This window comes from Methyloversatilis sp. NSM2 (assembly GCF_038066675.1).
Taxonomy (GTDB): domain Bacteria; phylum Pseudomonadota; class Gammaproteobacteria; order Burkholderiales; family Rhodocyclaceae; genus Methyloversatilis; species Methyloversatilis discipulorum_A.
The window spans coordinates 792,326-811,854 of the sequence record NZ_JBBUKV010000001.1 but is presented as its reverse complement, the minus strand read 5'-3'; the positions used below and the strand labels follow the sequence as shown (position 1 = coordinate 811,854).

Sequence of the window (19,529 nt, the reverse complement as noted above, 5' to 3'; positions counted from 1 at the left end):
CTAGTATAAAATGCGCAGCCTCTTGCCCAGGTGGCGAAATTGGTAGACGCGCTAGTTTCAGGTACTAGTGCCGCAAGGTGTGGAGGTTCGAGTCCTCTCCTGGGCACCAAACAAGCCAGCAGAAAAGCCGACAGAAATGTCGGCTTTTTTGTTTTCTGCTGCCGCCAAAAACAAAAAACCCGCACACCCCTTCCGGGGCATGCGGTTCGTCGCACCCGTCACCCTCACTCGAAGGGATGACGCAGCACGATGGTCTCTTCACGATCGGGGCCGGTCGAAATCATGTCGACCGGCACGTCGCACAAGGCCTCGATGCGCGCGATGTAGGCGCGTGCATTGGCTGGTAGATCTTCCACCCGCTTCGCCCCCACCGTCGTCCCATCCCAGCCGGGCAACGTTTCGTAGATGGGCTCGCAAGCACCGACGCGCTCCGACCCCAGAGGCAGCAGGTCGGACACTTCACCGTTGACGCGATAGCCGGTACAGACCTGCAGTTCCTCGATGCCGTCGAGCACGTCGAGCTTGGTCAGACACAGGCCAGTCACGCCATTGATCTGGATCGAGCGACGCAGCGCTGCGGCATCGAACCAGCCGCAGCGGCGCACGCGGCCGGTCACCGTGCCACGCTCGTGACCGATGGTCGACAGGTGATGGCCCACGGTGCCCTCTTCCTCGATCGGCAGTTCGCTCGGGAAGGGGCCGGAACCGACGCGGGTGGTGTAGGCCTTGGTGATGCCCAGCACGTAGTGCAGCATGCCCGGGCCGACACCGGCGCCGGCGCTGGCCGCACCGGCCACGCAATTACTCGACGTGACGTAGGGATAGGTGCCGTGATCAACATCCAGCAGCGTACCTTGCGCGCCTTCGAACAGCAGGTTGTCGCCGCGCCTGTGGGCCGCGTGCAGCAGCGCCGACACGTCAGCCACCATGGGCAGGAGCCTCGGCGCGAGCGCCAGAACGTCATCGAGCGTCTGCTGATAATCAACCGGCTTGGCGCCCAACTGCTTTTCCAGCAGGAAGTTGTGGAACTCCATCACCTCGCGCAACTTCTCTGCGAAGCGCTCGGGATTGAACAGATCAAGCACGCGCAGCGCGCGGCGCGCGACCTTGTCTTCGTAGGCCGGGCCGATGCCCTTGCCGGTGGTACCGATCTTGGCACCGCCACGCGCGTCTTCACGCGCGATATCGACCGCGCTGTGGAAAGGCAGGATGAGCGGGCAGGCCTCGCTCACCTTCAGGCGCGAACGCACCTCGATGCCACCCGCTTCCAGCTTGTCGATTTCCGACAGCAGATGGGAAGCCGACAGCACGACGCCATTGCCGATGTAGCAGGCGACACCGTCGCGCATGATGCCGGACGGGATCAGGTTCAGCGCGTACTTCTGCCCCTTGATCACCAGCGTGTGGCCTGCGTTGTGGCCGCCCTGGAAGCGCACGACACCCTGCGCGTGATCGGTCAGCCAATCGACGACCTTGCCTTTGCCCTCGTCGCCCCACTGGCTGCCGATGACCACTACGTTCTTTGCCATGCTCAAACCTTTCTTTCGAGCGGCTTCACCTGCCACTCACCTTCAACAAATACCAGCTGGCGAGTGCACGCCAGTTCCTGCACATCGTCGTCGTGACCGGGCAGTGCCGCAATCACCGTTTCACCTTGTGCCCGCAGCGTACTCACACGGGCACGCAGCGCGGCGTCAGAGACGGCCGGCGCAAGAATGGCTGACTTCGCCTCGACTGTCGGCGCAAGCTGTGCCAACTGACGCAGATCGAGGCTGAACCCGCTTGCCGGCCGCGACCGGCCGAAGGCCTTGCCCACTTCATCGTAGCGCCCGCCCAGCGCGATTGCCTGCGCCTGACCGGCGCAATAGACCGCGAAGCTCACTCCGCTGTGATAGTGGTAGCCGCGCAGATCGGCAAGATCCACACCCGCCACGGCCGGATCGATCGCCGCTGCAAGCTGCGCCAGCGAGTCCAGCGCCTGGCCGATGTCCGGCCAGTCCGGCAGTTCCGCACGTGCCCTCGTCAGTACATCGATCTTGCCGTACAGCCCGGGCAGCGCCATGAAGGCGTCGCGCACCTGGGCCGGTTCGTCGACGAGCAACTGGCGCAGTGCCGGCAGATCCTTGCACTGCAGCGCGGCGAACAGCTCCTGCTCGCCGTCCTCGCTGCGCAGCGCGGTGGATTGCAGGCGCGAAGCCAGTGCACGGAACACGCCGACGTGGCCGAGATCGACGCGCGCCGGCTGCACACCCGCCACCTCGAGCGCACGCAGCAGCAGGCCGATCAGCTCAACGTCGGCCTCGATACCTGCGTGGCCGTAAAGCTCGGCGCCGAGCTGTATCGGCTCACGCGTAGCATTGAAGCCTGACGGCAGTGCATGCACGACCGGGCCGCAGTAGCACAGACGCACGACACCGTTTCGATTGAGCAGGTGCGAGTCGATGCGCGCCACCTGCGGCGTGATGTCGGCACGCAATCCCATGGTGCGGCCCGACAGCTGATCGACCAGCTTGAAGGTGCGCAGATCCATGTCGCGGCCACTGCCGGTCAGCAGTGACTCGATGTACTCGACCAGCGGGGGGGAAACCAGCTCATAGCCGTGCAGCGCGAATTCGTCGAGCAATCCGCGGCGCAGACGCTCGACCTGCCGTGCTTCATCGGGGAGCAGGTCTTCTATGGATTCAGGAAGCAGCCAGCGACGCATCACTTGAACAGCGCGATCAGCGCGATACCGATAATCATTGAAGTCAGGCCGACGAAGCGCAACTGGCCGTCTGCCAGTTCGGTCGCCCGTCGGAAGGTGTCGCGCCACAGACGGGGCGCGACAAAGGGGAGCACACCCTCGATGACGAGCATGAGCCCCACAGCGATCAACAGGATTGATTCCATCAGCAAAAAAGGCACAGCCCGCAATGCGGGCTGTCGCCTTCGATCCGGTTCCCTCTTGGAACAACCCGTGGACTATACAGCACGCCCACCGGCTTCACCCGCTGTGTTTACTTCCCGGGCGCCTTCGAACCATTCTTCAGATAGCGGAAGAAATCCGAATTCGGCTCGATCACCAGCACGTCGCTCTTGCTGCGGAAACTCTTCTGGTAAGCGTCCATGCTGCGGTAGAAGGCGTAGAACTCGGGATTGGAGCCGAACGCACTGCCGTAGATCGCGGCCGCCTGGGCATCGCCCTCGCCCTTGATCTTCTGCGCTTCGCGGTAGGCCTCGGCGACGATGATTTCACGCTGGCGATCGGCATCGGCGCGGATCTTCTCGGCCTCGGCTGAACCACGCGAACGCAGTTCGTTGGCCACCCGCTTGCGCTCTGCTTCCATCCGGCGATAGACCGATTCCGACACCTCGCTCGGCAGGTCGACGCGCTTGAGACGCACATCGACGATTTCGACGCCGATCTTGACCGCATCGACGTTGGCCTTGCTGCGCATGTCTTCCATGATCTTGTCGCGCTCGCCGGACACGACCTCGTGCACGGTGCGGCGACCGAACTCCTCGCGCAGGCCGGCATTCACCGTCTGCAGCAGGCGCGTTTCCGCCAGGCGCTCGTTGCCGCCCACCGAAATGTAGTACTGCTTCACATCGGTGATACGCCACTTCACGAACAGGTCCACCAGCACGTTCTTCTTCTCGGACGTGATGAAGCGCTCGGGATCGGCACTGTCCAGCGTCAGGATGCGACGGTCGAACACGCGTACGTTCTGCACCAGCGGCCACTTGAAATGCAGGCCCGGCTGTTCGATCACGTTACGGACTTCACCGAGCTGGAAGACGATCGCGTACTGACGCTGATCCACCGTGAAAAGCGAGGTCGACGCGAGCACGATGGCGAGGATGATGCTGCCCAGCAGCAGCGGAAGCTTTTCCTTCATCAACGCTCTCCCCGCTCACGCGAACGCAGCGCCTCGCGGTTGCGCGCGTCGTTCGCCGTCTGATCGCTCATCAGCGGCGGCAAGGTCATCGGCTCAGCCGGACGGGCGGTGCCATCAGCCGACGCGCCGGACTGCTGCATCAGCTTGTCCAGTGGCAGATACAGCAGGTTGCCACTGCCCTTGGCATCAATCATCAGCTTGCTGGTATTGGTCATTATCTGCTGCATGGTGTCGATGTACATGCGCTGGCGCGTCACCTCAGGCGCCTTCACGTACTCGGAAAGAACCTGCTTGAAGCGACTGGCGTCACCCTCGGCGGTGGCGATGATGCGCTGCTTGTAGCCGTTGGCTTCTTCCATCAGGCGCGAAGCGGTACCGCGCGCCTTCGGAATCACGTCGTTCGCGTAGGCCTGACCCTCGTTCTTCTGCCGTTCGAGATCCTGACCCGCCTTCACCGCGTCGTCGAACGCGGCCTGAACCTGCTCGGGCGGCTGGGCGTTCTGCAGCGTCAGCTTGCTGATCTGTATGCCAGTCTGATAGCGGTCGAGGATCTGCTGCATGATGCGCTGTGCATCGACGGCGATCTGCTCGCGACCTTCGTACAGCACGAAATCCATCTTGCTCTTGCCGACGATCTCGCGCATCGCGGTCTCGGCCGCATGCACCACCGTGTCTTCCGGCAGGCGGTTCTGGAACAGATAGGCGACCGGATCCTTCAGGATGTACTGCACCGCGAACTGAATGTTGATGATGTTCTCGTCGTCGGTGAGCATCAGTGCTTCGTTCAGCACCTTGTTGCGCTCGCTGCCGCGGTAGCCGATCTCGACCGTGCGCACGCCGGTCAGATTGACCAGCTCGTGCGAATCGATCGGGAAGGGCAGGCGCCACTGCAGGCCCGGCTCGGTCGTTTCGTGCAGCTTGCCGAAGCGCAGCACGACGCCGCGCTGGCTGGCGTCCACGATGTACAGACCGCTGGCCAGCCAGACGATGAGCACCAGGCCGAGAATGATGCCGATGCCGCCGCCGAACTGGCGCGGGCCGACCGGCGGGCGCGCCTCGTTGCCACCATCGCCCGAGGACTTGCCGCCGAACATGCCGGACAGTCGTCGATTGAAGTCACGCCAGAGATCTTCCAGATCGGGCGGTCCCTGGTTGCCGCCCTTGTTGCCGTTGCCGCCCTGATTGCCCCAGCGGGGGTCATTGAGCGACATCAAGATCGCATTGAGCACGTTCAGACTGGATAAGTAAGGATGGATGAGTCGGGTGACGCGTTCGCTCCGTCGGCTGACGAAGCTTCATCACCCGCCGACGGTGAGATGACTGGGAGTGCAGACCTCGACGAGGGTTCCAGATTCAGCCCACGCGGATCGTCATTCGGTGACTTCCGGTTGGCGGCAGCTATTCGTTCGTCAATCAGGCGCTGCGTAACCGCCGCCCTCAGATCGGCGAGTCCGGCGCCCGTGCGAGCGCTTACACGCGCCGTTTGAATGGTATCACAGCCCCCCGAATCGGCTCCGGGCGCCAGAGCCGGCACCAGATCGATCTTGTTCAGCACGCGGATCTGCGGTACCGCATCGGCACCGATTTCCGCCAGCACCTTGTCCACTGCCGCGATCTGCGCGTCACGATCGGGGGCCGACGCATCGATCACGTGCAACAGCAGATCGGCGCCCGCGGTCTCCTCCAGCGTTGCATGGAAGGCAGCGACCAGCGTATGAGGCAGATCGCGAATGAAACCCACGGTATCGGACAGCACCACCTGACCGAAGTCGCCGAGGTAAAGCTGGCGCGACGTCGTGTCCAGCGTCGCGAACAACTGGTCCGCGGCATAGGTACCGGCTTTGGTCAGGGCATTGAACAGCGTGGACTTGCCGGCGTTGGTGTAGCCGACCAGCGCGACGACCGGGGTTTCACGGCGCTCGCGCGACTTGCGCCGCACGCCACGCTGGCGCTCGACGCGCTCAAGCTTCTCTTTCAGCGCCTTGACGCGCTCCCCAAGCAGACGGCGGTCGGTTTCGAGCTGCGTTTCACCCGGGCCGCGCAGGCCGATACCGCCCTTCTGCCGTTCCAGGTGAGTCCAGCCGCGCACCAGGCGGGTGGCCAGATGTTCGAGCTGTGCCAGTTCGACCTGCAGCTTGCCCTCGTGACTGCGCGCACGCAGCGCGAAAATGTCGAGGATGAGCGCATTGCGGTCGACCACACGGCGCGACAGCGCGCGCTCGAGGTTGCGCTGTTGCCCCGGCGACAGTTCGTGGTTGAACAGGACGATGTCGGCCTCGTTGGCGTTGGCCAGATCGAGGATTTCAGCGACCTTGCCCTTGCCGGCGAAGGTGGCCGGGTCCGGCGACTGCCGGCGCCCGCCGACGCGAGCGACCGGCTCGGCACCGGCACTGCGCACCAGCAGAGTGAATTCGTCGAGACGGTCTTCGTAGTCCCTCGCACCCAGATCGAGCTGGACGATGACCGCACGCTCCCCACCTGACGGACGATCAAACATCCGCGCAGGCTTTCATGGAAGAGATCTGGAACGGAATCAACTGCCCTCGCCCTGGTCGTGCTGGATATTGACCGGACGGGCCGGCACGACGGTGGAAATCGCGTGCTTGTAAACCATCTGGGTGACCGTGTTCTTCAGCAGCACGACGTACTGGTCGAAAGATTCGATCTGGCCCTGCAGCTTGATGCCATTGACCAGGTAAATCGCGACCGGAACGTGCTCACGGCGCAGGGTGTTGAGGAAGGGGTCTTGTAGCATTTGCCCTTTGTTGCTCATGGGAACACCTCTTGTATATTTGAAATTCAACTGTACTGGATTTTTTGATGCACCGCAGCCTTGGACGCGGCGTCAGCCGATTTGATCCCGGAGCGGCCGATCATTTTTCCCGTGCGGCAAAAGGGTTGTGCGCAGTGCGGAACTGAACCCGCAACGGTGTGCCCTGAAGCTTGAAGGTTTCGAGGAAACTGCGTTCGAGGAAACGCCGGTAGCTGTCGGCAATGTGTTCGAGCGCACTGCCGTGAATCACGATGACCGGCGGATTCATGCCGCCCTGGTGCGCGTAACGCATTTTCGGGCGGAAAAGGCCGTGCTTGGGCGGCGCCTGTTTTTCGACCGCGGCCTGCAGCGCCCGCGTCAGGCGCGGTGTAGGCAGCTTGATCATCGCCGCGGCGTAAGCGGCGTCCACAGCGCCGAAAATGCCGCTGACGCCCTGCCCCTCCAGCGCCGAAATGTAGAGCTGGCGCGCGAAGCCGAGGAAACCCAGCTTGCGCGCGATCTCCCGCTTGAAGATTTCGCGGCGGTAGCTGTCCACCGCATCCCACTTGTTGACCACCAGCACCAGCGCACGGCCGCTCTCGACGATGAAGCCACCGATGTGGGCATCCTGATCAGACACTTCCTGGGTCGCGTCGAGCACCAGCACGCATACGTTTGACTGCTCGATCGCCTGCACCGTCTTGATCACCGAGAACTTCTCGATCGACTCGAACACCCGGCCCTTGCGCCGCAGGCCCGCCGTGTCGATCAGCGTGTACTCCTTGCCACCACGCTGGAACGGAATGCTGATCGCGTCGCGCGTCGTGCCGGCCTGATCGAAGGCGATCACGCGTTCCTCGCCGAGCAGCGCATTGATCAGCGTCGACTTGCCCACGTTCGGACGGCCGGCCACGGCAATCTTCGGGCCGCGGACATCGTCTTCGTCCTGCGGATCCTGCGGGAAAGGTTCGAGGCAATGATCGACCAGATTGCGCACGCCCTCGCCATGAGCCGACGAAATGACGTGAATGTCGCCCAGACCCAGTTCGTGGAACTCGGCCGCGACGATCTCGCGTCGCATGCCCTCGGCCTTGTTCACGGCCAGCACCAGCGGTTTGCCGACCCGGCGCAGCCGGGCCGCGATCTCACGGTCGTGCGCGGTCAGCCCGGCACGGCCATCGACGATGAACACCAGCACGTCGGCTTCGGCGATCGCCTGTTCGGCCTGCTGCGCCATCTCGACCATGATGCCGTCGCGCGCGGTCGGCTCGAAGCCGCCGGTGTCGACCACCAGAAAGGGGCGGTCGCCCATGCGGCCGTTGCCATAGTGGCGATCGCGGGTCAGCCCGGGAAAATCGGCGACCAGCGCATCACGCGTCTTGGTGAGGCGGTTGAACAGTGTCGACTTGCCCACATTGGGGCGGCCGACCAGTACCAGTACGGGTTTCAAATCAATTCCTCAGCGTGCCGACAGCGCGCGCACGCTGCCGGCGCGGCTCTGGGCGATGAATGCGCGTCCGTAGGGCTGCATCGCCGCGTTGATGGCACTGCCGTCACCGTTCAGGCGGGCAGCAAAGGCACCGTTCTCGCGCTGCAGCAGGTGCACGATACCTTCGACATCGCTGACCGCAACAAATCCCTCCAGAGCAAGCGGCTTGCCCGGGAAGCGGCCGGCCAGCTTGTCCTGCTTCCACAGGCTGGCGCCGGTGGCGCGATCGAGCGCATGCACCGCGCCCTTGTCGTCGCTGATGTAGAGATTCTGCGTATCGATGTCGATACCGGCGCTGCTCGAAATATCCCGCGTCCAGACGGCATTGCCGCTGCTCAGTTCGAAGCAGGCGACGCGCCCCTGGAAGGCGGCAGCACAGACCTCACGACCGGCGATCACCGGCGGGCTCGTCACGTCAGCGATTCGCTCCAGCTCGGTCGAGCCCTTGGGCAGCGCAACGTTGGATTCCCACACCGCGGAACCGTTGGTGCGATTGATCGCCACCAGCTTGCCGCCGGGGAATCCGGCCAGCACCAGCGACGGCGTCGTGATCAGCCCGGCGTGCGTGCGCAGTGTCAGGGCCGGGTTGGCGCGCTGGTAGTTCCACTTGCGGGCACCGTCGGCGGCGGCAAAAGCCTGGATGCGGCTGTCGGCGCTGCGCACGAACACCATGTCGTCCGACACTTCAGGCGCGCTGAGCACTTCCGACGTGACGCTGCCTTGCCACATCGGCTTGCCGTCGGTGGAAAACGCGAGCACTTCGCCCTTTTCCGTACCGACCACCAGCATGCGCTCATTGGCGCCGACACCACCCGACAGCTTCTTTCCGGCGTCGATCTTCCAGATCTGGCGTCCGTCGTCGATGCGTGCGACCGAACCTTCACGCGAGGCGACATAGACGGTACCGCCGATCACCGCCGGTTCGAATACGAAATTGTCCGACTTGCCGGCGCCGAAACGCCACACCTCGGCCAGCTGCGCCGTCGGCTGGATCACGCCCAGCGGCGGAACCTTGGGTTTGGACGGGCCGCTGAACGGATTCAGGCTGTCCAGCGACAGCGACGAACACCCGGTCAGCGCCGCGACGAGCAGCAGGGCCGAAGCACGTTTCACTGCTTGCCTCCCACAGCGTCCAGCTTGATTTCGATCACGTTGCGATAGCCCTGCTGGGCGAGCGACGCCGCCTCACCTTCAGCCTTGATCATGTCGTCCAGCTTGGTCAGCGCCGACTGATAGGCGGCACGCGCCTCGTCACGCTGGTCGCGCATCAGGTGCAGATCGCCACGCGCTTCGAGGAAGCGGGCCTCCAGCGACGCCTCGGCCTTGCCGTCGAGCAGCTTCGCGGCGTCGTCGAACGCCTGCTCCTCGATCATGACGTAGGCCAGACGCAGGCGGGCCAGGTCGCGCAGAACGTCCTCCGGTGCCTTGTCCTTCACCCATTCGAGCTGCGCGCGGGCCGTCTTGGTGTCGCTGTTCTCGACATGCACCTTGGCCGACAGCAGTGCGCCCAGCGCCGCATACGGGCTGCTGGCGTAGTGTTCGGTCAGTTCTCCCGCCGCCTCGCGCGTCTTCTTCAGGTCACCGGCCAGGGCCGCCTCCTGCAGTGTGTCGAACACGGCGCTCGCCTTGACCGACTGGTCGCGGTTGTACCAGCCCCACGCCTGCTGGCCGATGATGGCGGCCGAAATGGCGATCACCACCCAGGTGATCGCGTTGCCCCACTGGTTCCACCACGCCTTGATGGCGGAGAGCTGTTCCTGTTCTTCCAGATCGAGTGCTGCCATGGTGTCGGCTCCTGCCCGGTAATCCGGTTATTGAAAGTTCGTTATTGGAAAATGTCGTCGCGGTCGCTGACGAAGTCGTCCAGCAGCATGGCGGCAAGATGCTCGCCAACGTCGTCGAGACTGACGCGCATCTGCTCGCCACCGCGCAGCGGCTTAAAAGTCACTTCGCCGGCCGCGACCTCGTCCTCGCCGAGGATGAGCGCCACCATGGCACCGGACGCATCGGCGCGCTTCATCTGCGACTTGAAGCTGCCGCCGCCGCAGTGCATCAGCGTCGCGAAACCGCCGTCGCGCAGACGCTCGGCCAGCGTGAAGGCGGCCGCCTGGGTGCCGGCGCCGGAATGCACGATGTACACCTCGACCCGATCGACCAGCGCGTCAGCCTGCTTCGCGTCCCACAGTGCCATCAGGCGCTCGATGCCCATGGCGAAACCCGCTGCCGGCGCCGGCTTGCCGCCGAGCTGGGCGATCAGGCCGTCGTAACGACCGCCCGCACACACCGTACCCTGGGCACCGAGCTGGTCGGTCACCCACTCGAACACGGTGAGGTTGTAGTAATCCAGCCCGCGCACCAGGCGCGGGTTGATGCGAAACGGGATGTTGGCCGCGCGCAGCGTGTCCTGGATCGCGATGAAATGCGCGAGCGATTCCTCGCCGAGATAATCGGAGAGCTTGGGCGCCGCCTCGACCAGCGCCTGCATGGCCGGGTTCTTGGTGTCCAGGATGCGCAGCGGATTGCTGTGCAGCCGGCGCTTCGCGTCCTCGTCGAGCTGGTCCTGGTGCGCCTCGAAATAGGCGATCAGTTCGGCGCGGTGCTTCAGGCGTTCCTCCGGCGAACCGAGCGAGTTGATTTCGAGCTTGATGCCCATCAGGTCCAGGTCGTCCCACAGGCGCTGGCACATGATGATCAGTTCGGCATCGATGTCCGGCCCGGCATAGCCGAGCGCTTCCACGCCGACCTGATGGAACTGCCGGTAGCGTCCTTTCTGCGGACGCTCGTGGCGGAACATCGGGCCCATGTACCAGAGCTTGCGCGGGCTGTCGTACAGCAGGTTGTGCTCGGTCACCGCACGCACGCAGGAGGCGGTGCCCTCAGGGCGCAGCGTCAGGTTCTCGCCATTGAGCGCGTCCTCGAAGGAATACATTTCCTTCTCGACGATGTCGGTCACTTCACCGATGGCGCGCTTGAACAGCGGCGTATGTTCCAGCAGCGGCATGCGGATGGGCCGGTAGCCGTAGCCACGCAGCCAGTCACGCACGATGGACTCGAATGCTTCCCAGCGTTCCGCCTCGTCCGGCAGGATGTCGTTCATGCCGCGAACGGCTTGCAGTTTGCTCATTGTTCTTCGTTCAGAGGCCGGTGCTACCGGCGATCTTCTTGGTATAGGTGCGGGCCACGTAGGCATCGACGATGCCGCGGAACTCCGCCGCGATGTTGTCGCCCTTCAGCGTCACCGTCTTCTCGCCGTCCTCGAACACCGGCGCCACCGGCGTTTCACCGGTGCCGGGCAGCGAAATGCCGATGTTGGCGTGCTTGCTCTCGCCCGGGCCATTAACGACGCAGCCCATGACGGCCAGCGTCATGCGTTCGACGCCGTCGTACTGCGTCTTCCACTCCGGCATCTTGTCGCGCACATAGGTCTGGATGTCGGCGGCGAGTTCCTGGAAGAAGGTCGAGGTCGTGCGACCGCAGCCGGGACAGGCCGCGACCATGGGCGTGAACGCACGCAGCCCCATGGTCTGCAACATTTCCTGGGCGACGATCACTTCCTTCGTGCGGTCGCCGTTCGGCTCCGGCGTCAGCGACACCCGTATGGTGTCGCCGATGCCCTGCTGCAAAAGCACCGACATCGCCGCGGTCGACGCGACGATGCCCTTGGAACCCATTCCGGCTTCCGTCAGGCCCAGATGCAGCGGATAGTCGCAGCGCCTCGCGAGTTCGGAATAGATGGCGATCAGGTCCTGCACACCGCTCACCTTGCAGGACAGGATGATCTTCTCCGGCGACAACCCCCACTCGACCGCCTGCGCCGCACTTTCGAGCGCCGAGGTGACCATGGCTTCGCGCATCACCTCGACCGCATCCTTGGGCTGCGGGCGACGCGCGTTCTCGTCCATCACGCGGGCGAGCAGCGCCTGGTCCAGACTGCCCCAGTTCACGCCGATGCGCACCGGCTTGTCGTAGCGGCAGGCGATGTCGATCAGCGCGGCATACTGCTCATCGCGCTTGCTGCCCTTGCCGACATTGCCCGGATTGATGCGCAGCTTGTCGAGCACCTCGGCGCACGCCGGGTGTTCGCGCAGCAGCTTGTGGCCGTTGAAATGAAAGTCGCCGACCAGCGGTACGTCGACGTTCATCTTCAGCAACTGCTCGCGCACCTTGGGCACGGCGGCAGCGGCTTCCATCGTGTTCACGGTGATGCGCACGATTTCCGAGCCGGCGCGAGCCAGTTGAGCGACCTGGATCGCGGTCGAGATGTGATCTTCGGTATCGGTGTTGGTCATCGACTGCACCACCACCGGTGCGGCCGATCCGATCACCACACCGCCGACGCGCACGGTGCGCGTGGCGCGACGGGAAATGGCAGAGGACAGTTCACTCATCATTCGAGCCTCAGACGGGCAACATCGACCTTGGTCGCTGGGGCCAGATCATGCGGCGTGCCGTCTATGCTCAGGCGGACCGATTTCGCATTGCCGATCACCAGCGACACCGGGAACACTGCACCAACGGTGCGCGAGCTGCCAGCGCGATTGAGTTCGGACAGGATGATGCGATCCTCCGCGTCACGGATTTCGACCCAGGAATCGGCCGCGAAGGTGAATGCAAGCTGCCGCTGCCCCGTCACCGGCGACGCACTGGCGGATTCGGCCGGCGGCGGCGAAGCCTCGGGCAACGCGGCAGCGAGCGTCGCTTCGGTCGCGACGGCATCGGCTGCCTGCGCGTCGGCACTCGGGGTCGCCGGCTCGGTCTCGGGCTCGGCCACCGCGTCTGGCGGCGGCATCACCGCCTCCTGCTCCACCTGCACCTGCTCACCCGGCGGCGCAGTCCAGAACTCGGACCACATGTAGAGCGCAATGGCGACGACGACCGGCACGCTGAGGGCAAACAGCGGCAGCAACCACTTGCGGCGCGGGGACTGCACCGGCATCGCGACACCGACGTCAGCCTGCTCGACCAGTTGCGGCGTTGCCCGCACCTGCTGTTGATCGAGCTGCGCCAGCAACGCCTGCGGATCGAGACCGATCAGGGCGGCGTAGTTGCGGATGAAGCCACGGGCGTAGGTCGGATTCATCAGTTCGGCATAGGCGTCGGCTTCGATGGCCTCGACCTGGCGCGCAGCCAGCTTGATCGCGGCACCGACGCCTTCGACAGTCATGCCGCGCGCTTCACGCGCACGGCGCAGCTGCGCACCGACCGATTGCTGCAAAGATGACTCCTGTACTGCGTTATCGACCGTCATCAGTCGTAGTTCCCCTGCATCAGCGCCTGGTGCTGTGGCGTACCGGCAAAACGGCGGCGCAGCTGACCGGCAAAACCCGATTCCGACGCCTTGTCGCCGAGCTTGCGTTCGATACGCACGGCCAGCCAGAGACTTTCCGCAACCGGGTCGGTCTTGGCGTGGAAGTCGCTGAGGTACTTGCGCGCCTCGTAATAGTTCGCCCGGCGGTAGAAGAGCGCCGCGAGGTTGTAGAGAGCCTGCAGGTTGTCCGGATCTGCGTTGATCGCACGCAGGAAATTCACCTCGGCCCCGGCCAGATCGCCCGCCTGCACCGCACACAGGCCGGCATTCGTGTAGGGGCGGGTCGGATGTGCGTAAAGCGGGTTCTTGATCGCGGTATTGAACAGCTCCATCGCACGCGCGTGCTCACCGCTCTGGCACAGGAACCAGCCGAAATTGTTGTTGATGTCCGGGTCGCTCGGCGACAGGCGCAGTGCCTTCTCGAAATTCTCCCGCGCCTGCGGACGTTCCTGCAGGTACATGTGAGCAAGACCCATCAGGTTGTAGGCGGGGCCGTATGACGAGTCGTCGCGCAGGGCCTGACGGCCTTCGTCGAGCGCCACCGCGACATTGCCGGCTTCCAGATAGGCCAGACCGAGCTCGGTGTGCGATTTGGCGCGGGTACGGGCGGCGCCGGTCACGATGTTCTCAACCGGCCGATAGTCGGAAGCCGGCGTAGAGGCGGCGTTCGATGCTGCGGTGCCAGGCCGGGCGGTCTGGCCACCGGCGCATCCGCTCAGCAGCCATGCCGCGGACAGCGCGGCGGCCGCGCCTGCAATCAGTCTTTTCACCGTGCGGGAACCTCCTGGATCGGAATGGTCTTGCGGGTGCGCCGGGTGCGATCAAGCACCTGGCCGGCGAGCTGGCCGCAGGCCGCATCGACGTCGTCACCGCGCGTCTTGCGCGTGGTGGTGACGATGCCTTCGGCCATCAGGATTTCGGAGAAGCGGCGGATGCGCTCCTTCGACGAACGCCCGAAAGGCGCCTGCGGAAAGGGGTTGAAGGGAATCAGGTTGTACTTGCACGGCACCTGGCGCGCGATATCAACCAGCTGCCGGGCATGCTCGTCGCTGTCGTTCACGCCGTCGAGCATGACGTACTCGAAAGTGATGAAGTCGCGCGGCGCGCGATCGAGATAGCGCACGCAGGCAGCGAGCAGTTCGCGCAGCGGGTACTTCTTGTTGATCGGCACCAGTTCGTCGCGCAGCGCGTCGTTCGGCGCATGCAGCGACACCGCCAGCGCGACCGGGCAGGCGTCGCGCAGGCGATCCATCGCCGGCACGATGCCCGAAGTCGAGACTGTCACGCGACGGCGTGACAGGCCGTAGGCGTTATCGTCCAGCATCAGCTTGAGCGCCGCCACCGTGGCATCGAAATTGGCCAGCGGCTCGCCCATGCCCATCATGACGACGTTGGAAATCACGCGTTCGCCGTCGTTCTCGCCGCCGCGCACCGCGCCGAGCGCACGGTTGGCAAGCCAGAGCTGACCGATGATCTCCGATACTTCGAGATTGCGATTGAAACCCTGCTTGCCGGTCGAGCAGAAGGCGCAGTCCAGCGCACAACCCGCCTGCGTCGAAATGCACAGCGTGCCGCGACGCTCTTCCGGAATGAACACGGTCTCCACCGCATTGCCGGCACCGACGTCGATCAGCCACTTGCGCGTGCCGTCGGTACTGGTGCTGTCACGCACCGGCACCGGGGCCTCGACGCAGGCGATGTCCGCCAGCTTGGCACGCAAGGACTTGGCGACGTCGCTCATCGCGTCGAAATCGCCTTCGCCATTGCGGTGTATCCACCGCATCACCTGCCGCGCGCGGAAGGGCTTCTCGCCCAGACTCGTGAAGAAGTCGGCGAAGCCCTCGGCGTCGAATTGCAGCAGGTTGGTGCGGGTCACGCGTTTACTCTCTCAGCGCGAATAGACGTTCAGCGCCGGGAAGAAATAGGCGATCTCGACGGCGGCGGTTTCCGGCGCGTCCGAACCGTGGACGGCGTTGGCGTCGATCGAGTCGGCGAAATCGGCGCGGATGGTGCCCGGCGCAGCCTTCTTCGGATCAGTGGCGCCCATCAGGTCGCGGTTCTTCAGGATTGCGCCCTCGCCTTCCAGCACCTGGATCATGACCGGGCCGGAGATCATGAAATCGACCAGATCCTTGAAGAAGGGACGCTCGCGGTGCACGGCGTAGAAGCCTTCGGCTTCGGCGCGCGACAGCTGGGTCATGCGGGAAGCGACGATCTTCAGGCCGGCGTCTTCGAAACGCTGGTAGATCTTGCCGATCACGTTCTTGGCGACGGCGTCGGGCTTGATGATCGAAAGGGTACGTTCTGCGGCCATGGGTATCTCCGGTAAAGGCGGCTAGGGAAACGGAAGGACAACCTGAGATTGTACCAATACCGACGCGCCCCGTCTGCCTGCGTGCTGCACCGCAACGCCGACGCGCGGGCGGAGCCGATACCGCCCACGATCACGGATCGACACGAGCCGCCTCCACGCACGACGGGTCCGTGGCCAGAGTCACAATCAGATATTTCCGAAATTTCAGTATTTTCTGAAATTTGATTTATATTAACGACCATTCAGATAGCGCTTGAAAAGTCCGAAGATCATGACACCGCTGGTACATAGCTTCGTTGCGCACTTCGGCGAAATGGGCAGCCGCTGGGGCATCAACCGCACGGTTGGCCAGATCTACGCGCTCATCTTCGTGTCACCGAAGCCGCTCTGCGCCGACGAGATCGCCGAGACGCTGTCGTACTCGCGCTCCAACGTCAGCATGGGGCTGAAGGAGCTGCAGTCGTGGCGCCTGGTGAAACTGAGGCACGTGGCAGGCGACCGTCGCGAGTATTTCGAAGCACCGAGCGACGCCTGGGAAATCTTCCGCACGCTGGCGGAAGAGCGCCGCCGGCGCGAGATGGAACCGACCCTGTCGATGCTGCGCAGCGCATTGCTCGAAACACCGAGCTGCGACGAGGACAAGGTCGCCCAGGAGCGCATGAAAGGCATGCACGACCTGATCGAACTGATGAGCAACTGGTTCGACGACGTACAGAGACTCGACGCCCAGACATTGGCCAAGCTGATGCGCATGGGCGCAAGAGTCCAGAAACTGCTGGAACTGACCGGCCAGCTCAAATCCGGCAGCAAGGAGTGAGATACACCGATGGATCTTGATCCCGTCCTGCTGGCGCGCATCCAGTTTGCCGCCAACATCACCTTCCACATCCTGTTCCCGACCATTTCGATCTCGCTCGGGTGGATGCTGCTGTTCATGCGCTGGCGCTGGCTGAAGACCAGCCACCGGCCCTGGCTGACCGCCTACCGCTTCTGGACCAAGGTGTTCGCGCTCACCTTCGCGCTCGGCGTGGTCAGCGGCATCACGATGAGTTTCCAGTTCGGCACCAACTGGCCCGGCTTCATGGAGAAGGTGGGCAACATCGCCGGACCGCTGCTCGGCTTCGAGGTGCTGACAGCCTTCTTCCTCGAAGCCACCTTCCTCGGCGTGATGCTGTTCGGTCACGGCCGGGTGAGCGAGCGGGTGCACCTGCTTGCCACCTTCCTGGTCGCATTCGGCACAACGATGAGCGCGTTCTGGATCCTCGTACTCAATTCCTGGATGCAGACGCCGGTCGGCTACGAAATCATCAACGGTGAATTCCACGTCACGAGCTGGATGGAAATCATCTTCAATCCGTCCTTCCCCTACCGCTTCGCCCACATGCTGCTGGCGTCCTTCCTGACCATGGCTTTCCTGGTCGCCGGCGTGTCGGCATGGCAGGTGCTGCGCGGCAAGGCCAACGCATCGACACCGCTGGCGCTGCGCGCCGCGATCACGCTGGCGGCGGTACTGATTCCGGTACAGATCCTGGTCGGAGACATGCACGGCCTGAACACGCTGCACCATCAGCCGCAGAAGATCGCCGCAATCGAAGGCGTATGGGAGACCGAGAAGGGCGCACCGCTGCTGCTGTTCGCGCTGCCCAACGAGACCGAGCGACGCAATGACATGGCCATCGGCATTCCGAAGATGGCGTCCTTCATCCTGACCCATGAATGGGATGGCGAACTGAAAGGCCTGAACGAATTCGAGGCACACCCGCCGGTGAAGCCGCTGTTCTTCGGCTTCCGCGTCATGGTCGCCATGGGCACGTTGATGCTGCTGGTGAGCTGGGCAGGCTGGTGGCTGCTGCGACGTCGGGGCTGGCAGCCCGAAAACGCGCCGCGATGGCTCATGGTCGGCATCGCCGCGATGACCTTTTCCGGCTGGATCGCCACGGTCGCCGGCTGGTATGTGACCGAAATCGGTCGCCAACCCTGGATCGTGCAAGGTCTGATCAGGACAGCCGACGTCGCTTCGACGACGCCGGCGCCGCACATCGCGATCACGCTGGCCGGCTACCTGATCACCTACATCCTGCTGATCGCTGCATATATAAGTGTGCTGCGCTACATGGCCGAGAAACCGTCCGACAGCTATGACCCTGCGCCCACCGGCGGCGCGGCGACACTGCTCGGCACCCAACCCGCAAAGAAGGAAGGTGGCGCATGAGCTGGGCCGAAATCCTGCCGGTGATCTTCATGGGCCTGATGGGCCTGGCGATGTTCCTCTACGTCGTGCTCGACGGCTTCGATCTGGGCGTCGGCATGCTGCTGCATCGCGCCGACGACGGTCAGAAGGACATGATGATCGCGTCCATCGGCCCTTTCTGGGACGCCAACGAAACCTGGCTGGTGCTGGGCGTAGGCATCCTGCTGATCGCCTTCCCGAAAGCGCACGGCGTCGTCATGACCGCGCTCTACCTGCCGATCGCACTGATGCTGCTGGGCCTCATCCTGCGCGGCGTGGCCTTCGACTTCCGGGTCAAGGCGCAGGACAAGCACAAGCCGCTGTGGAATTTTGTCTTCTTCGCCGGCTCGACCGTCACCTCGGTCGCACAGGGCTGGATGCTCGGCCGCTTCATCACCGGCTTTGCCGACGGCGGTGCCTACGACCTGTTCGCGCTGGCGATCGCCATCGCGCTGCCCTGCGCCTATGTGCTGATGGGCGCCACCTGGCTGGTGCTTAAGACTGAAGGCGAACTTCAATCACGGGCAGCACACTGGGGACGGCTTGCGTTGATACCGGTCGTCGTGGGCATGGGCCTCATTTCGCTTGCCACGCCCTGGGTCAGCGATACGGTCAGCGCGCGCTGGTTCAGTCTGCCGCAATTCATCGGCCTGCTGCCGATACCGTTCGCCACCTTCGCCTGCTTCGTCGCACTGTGGTGGACACTGAACGGCAAACGCTCATTGGGCACGCTTTGCTGGCTGCCCTTCGTCCTGACCGTCGGGGTATTCCTTATGGGGGGACTGGGCCTCGCCTACAGCCTCTACCCCTTCGTCGTGATGGATCGCATCACGATCTGGCAGGCGGCGAGCTCCACCGCTGCGCTCAATCTCATACTCGCGGGCTGCGCCATCACGGTGCCAGCCATCCTCGCCTACACCTTCTTTGCACACCGTGTGTTCTGGGGCAAGGCAACGGAACTGCGCTACGGATGAACAAAGCGGTCCCGCCCCACGGGCGGGACCGCTGCCACGCCGACGGACTAGCGCGCCGGAAACACCCAGATTTCCTCGCCATAGTCGAAGTACAGCACGACGCCGCTGCCCGCACAGCGTTCGGACGCATCGACCGCTTCGCGCCAGCCGACGAACTTCCGCGCCTGCTCGACCGAGGGGGTCCAGCCCCAGTCCGAGGGCGCACCGGCGGGATCACAGACGGCGAGGAAGAGCGCCCCACCCTCCTTCTGCACGCCGAAACCAAGATACGTCGCATGCTCGGGCACACCGAGCTTCGCCTTCAGCCAGGCCACCGGCGTGACCCGCTCCTCCTCGAACCCCGCACTCTTTTTTCTTATGACCACCCGCTTCCCCTCCCTGAACGAAGTCATGAAACGACTTTGTCATATTACCAAGGTCACTTGGCGCCGCCGCTGCGAAGAACACCGACGGAATGTGACGAATGGATACACGGTGGTCGATGTCGCCCACGTCGCACGCATACGGCGAAGTGAGGAATGAAGAACGGAAGCCAGTCGCCGCAGAATGCGGCCACGGAGGGGAAGGACAAAAGAAAAAGGCCA

General features: G+C 64.0%; 20 protein-coding genes and 1 tRNA gene. 4 read left to right on the top strand and 17 right to left on the bottom strand.

The genetic code is table 11. The features are described 5' to 3' along the window. Nucleotides 1-24: 24 nt before the first annotated feature. A tRNA-Leu gene (locus WJU27_RS03695) sits at nucleotides 25-109 on the top strand. Nucleotides 110-224: 115 nt separating this feature from the next. On the opposite strand, the gene WJU27_RS03690 is transcribed toward WJU27_RS03695, so the two are convergent. The 16 genes from WJU27_RS03690 to ndk form a co-directional block, all read right to left on the bottom strand. Next, the gene (locus WJU27_RS03690) at nucleotides 225-1,529 is read right to left on the bottom strand and encodes an adenylosuccinate synthase (RefSeq protein ID WP_341421159.1); all 1,305 of its coding nucleotides are present in this window, start codon (nucleotides 1,527-1,529) and stop codon (nucleotides 225-227) included. A gap of 2 nt (nucleotides 1,530-1,531) precedes the next feature. Beyond that, nucleotides 1,532-2,704, bottom strand: a complete 1,173-nt coding sequence (locus WJU27_RS03685) for an ATP phosphoribosyltransferase regulatory subunit (RefSeq protein ID WP_341421158.1) — start codon at nucleotides 2,702-2,704, stop codon at nucleotides 1,532-1,534. Continuing rightward, nucleotides 2,704-2,889 carry a DUF2065 domain-containing protein gene (locus tag WJU27_RS03680; protein ID WP_019917986.1) on the bottom strand — a complete coding sequence of 62 codons (186 nt, stop codon included), beginning with the start codon at nucleotides 2,887-2,889 and terminating at the stop codon, nucleotides 2,704-2,706. The genes WJU27_RS03685 and WJU27_RS03680 overlap by 1 nt, the downstream gene beginning before the upstream one ends. 107 nt (nucleotides 2,890-2,996) lie before the next feature. Further along, nucleotides 2,997-3,878 (bottom strand): protease modulator HflC, encoded by an 882-nt coding sequence (gene hflC, locus WJU27_RS03675; protein ID WP_019917985.1) that lies wholly within the window; start codon nucleotides 3,876-3,878, stop codon nucleotides 2,997-2,999. Continuing rightward, nucleotides 3,878-5,089 carry an FtsH protease activity modulator HflK gene (gene hflK / locus WJU27_RS03670; RefSeq protein ID WP_020164935.1) on the bottom strand — a complete coding sequence of 404 codons (1,212 nt, stop codon included), beginning with the start codon at nucleotides 5,087-5,089 and terminating at the stop codon, nucleotides 3,878-3,880. The genes hflC and hflK overlap by 1 nt, the downstream gene beginning before the upstream one ends. A gap of 20 nt (nucleotides 5,090-5,109) precedes the next feature. Then, nucleotides 5,110-6,375, bottom strand: a complete 1,266-nt coding sequence (gene hflX, locus WJU27_RS03665; protein WP_020164936.1) for a GTPase HflX — start codon at nucleotides 6,373-6,375, stop codon at nucleotides 5,110-5,112. Between the two features lie 36 nt (nucleotides 6,376-6,411). Beyond that, a complete protein-coding gene (gene hfq / locus WJU27_RS03660) occupies nucleotides 6,412-6,651 on the bottom strand; it encodes an RNA chaperone Hfq (protein ID WP_019917982.1) in 240 nt (79 codons plus the stop codon). A 100-nt stretch (nucleotides 6,652-6,751) separates the two neighbouring features. Continuing rightward, complete coding sequence (der, locus tag WJU27_RS03655) at nucleotides 6,752-8,080, bottom strand: ribosome biogenesis GTPase Der (RefSeq protein WP_019917980.1); 1,329 nt, start codon at nucleotides 8,078-8,080, stop codon at nucleotides 6,752-6,754. A gap of 9 nt (nucleotides 8,081-8,089) precedes the next feature. Then, nucleotides 8,090-9,232 carry an outer membrane protein assembly factor BamB gene (gene bamB / locus WJU27_RS03650; RefSeq protein WP_020164937.1) on the bottom strand — a complete coding sequence of 381 codons (1,143 nt, stop codon included), beginning with the start codon at nucleotides 9,230-9,232 and terminating at the stop codon, nucleotides 8,090-8,092. Continuing rightward, nucleotides 9,229-9,903: a YfgM family protein gene (locus WJU27_RS03645; protein WP_341421157.1), complete on the bottom strand. Its 675-nt coding sequence runs from the start codon at nucleotides 9,901-9,903 to the stop codon at nucleotides 9,229-9,231. Before WJU27_RS03645 ends, bamB begins: the two co-directional genes overlap by 4 nt. Nucleotides 9,904-9,944: 41 nt before the next feature. Further along, entirely contained in the window at nucleotides 9,945-11,243 is a 1,299-nt protein-coding gene (gene hisS / locus WJU27_RS03640; protein WP_341421156.1) for a histidine--tRNA ligase, read from the bottom strand. A gap of 10 nt (nucleotides 11,244-11,253) precedes the next feature. Continuing rightward, nucleotides 11,254-12,507, bottom strand: coding sequence for a flavodoxin-dependent (E)-4-hydroxy-3-methylbut-2-enyl-diphosphate synthase (gene ispG, locus WJU27_RS03635; RefSeq protein ID WP_341421624.1), 1,254 nt, complete (start codon nucleotides 12,505-12,507; stop codon nucleotides 11,254-11,256). Continuing rightward, nucleotides 12,507-13,334, bottom strand: coding sequence for a RodZ domain-containing protein (locus WJU27_RS03630; RefSeq protein ID WP_341421155.1), 828 nt, complete (start codon nucleotides 13,332-13,334; stop codon nucleotides 12,507-12,509). Before WJU27_RS03630 ends, ispG begins: the two co-directional genes overlap by 1 nt. Before the next feature lie 32 nt (nucleotides 13,335-13,366). After that, entirely contained in the window at nucleotides 13,367-14,197 is an 831-nt protein-coding gene (pilW, locus tag WJU27_RS03625) for a type IV pilus biogenesis/stability protein PilW (RefSeq protein ID WP_341421154.1), read from the bottom strand. Beyond that, nucleotides 14,194-15,303: a 23S rRNA (adenine(2503)-C(2))-methyltransferase RlmN gene (gene rlmN, locus WJU27_RS03620; protein WP_020164943.1), complete on the bottom strand. Its 1,110-nt coding sequence runs from the start codon at nucleotides 15,301-15,303 to the stop codon at nucleotides 14,194-14,196. Before rlmN ends, pilW begins: the two co-directional genes overlap by 4 nt. 12 nt (nucleotides 15,304-15,315) lie before the next feature. Then, the gene (ndk, locus tag WJU27_RS03615; protein ID WP_008058959.1) at nucleotides 15,316-15,741 is read right to left on the bottom strand and encodes a nucleoside-diphosphate kinase; all 426 of its coding nucleotides are present in this window, start codon (nucleotides 15,739-15,741) and stop codon (nucleotides 15,316-15,318) included. Between the two features lie 253 nt (nucleotides 15,742-15,994). On the opposite strand from ndk, the gene WJU27_RS03610 reads away from it, so the two are divergent. From WJU27_RS03610 to WJU27_RS03600, 3 genes are read left to right on the top strand one after another with little or no spacing between them, the layout of a single operon-like run. Beyond that, nucleotides 15,995-16,558 carry a GbsR/MarR family transcriptional regulator gene (locus tag WJU27_RS03610; RefSeq protein ID WP_232416035.1) on the top strand — a complete coding sequence of 188 codons (564 nt, stop codon included), beginning with the start codon at nucleotides 15,995-15,997 and terminating at the stop codon, nucleotides 16,556-16,558. Nucleotides 16,559-16,567: 9 nt separating this feature from the next. Further along, nucleotides 16,568-17,953: a cytochrome ubiquinol oxidase subunit I gene (locus WJU27_RS03605; RefSeq protein WP_341421153.1), complete on the top strand. Its 1,386-nt coding sequence runs from the start codon at nucleotides 16,568-16,570 to the stop codon at nucleotides 17,951-17,953. Next, the gene (locus WJU27_RS03600) at nucleotides 17,950-18,945 is read left to right on the top strand and encodes a cytochrome d ubiquinol oxidase subunit II (protein ID WP_020164946.1); all 996 of its coding nucleotides are present in this window, start codon (nucleotides 17,950-17,952) and stop codon (nucleotides 18,943-18,945) included. The genes WJU27_RS03605 and WJU27_RS03600 overlap by 4 nt, the downstream gene beginning before the upstream one ends. A gap of 47 nt (nucleotides 18,946-18,992) precedes the next feature. Here WJU27_RS03600 and WJU27_RS03595 read toward each other — a convergent pair whose 3' ends face one another. Further along, nucleotides 18,993-19,337 carry a hypothetical protein gene (locus WJU27_RS03595; protein WP_157257241.1) on the bottom strand — a complete coding sequence of 115 codons (345 nt, stop codon included), beginning with the start codon at nucleotides 19,335-19,337 and terminating at the stop codon, nucleotides 18,993-18,995. Nucleotides 19,338-19,529: the final 192 nt, after the last annotated feature.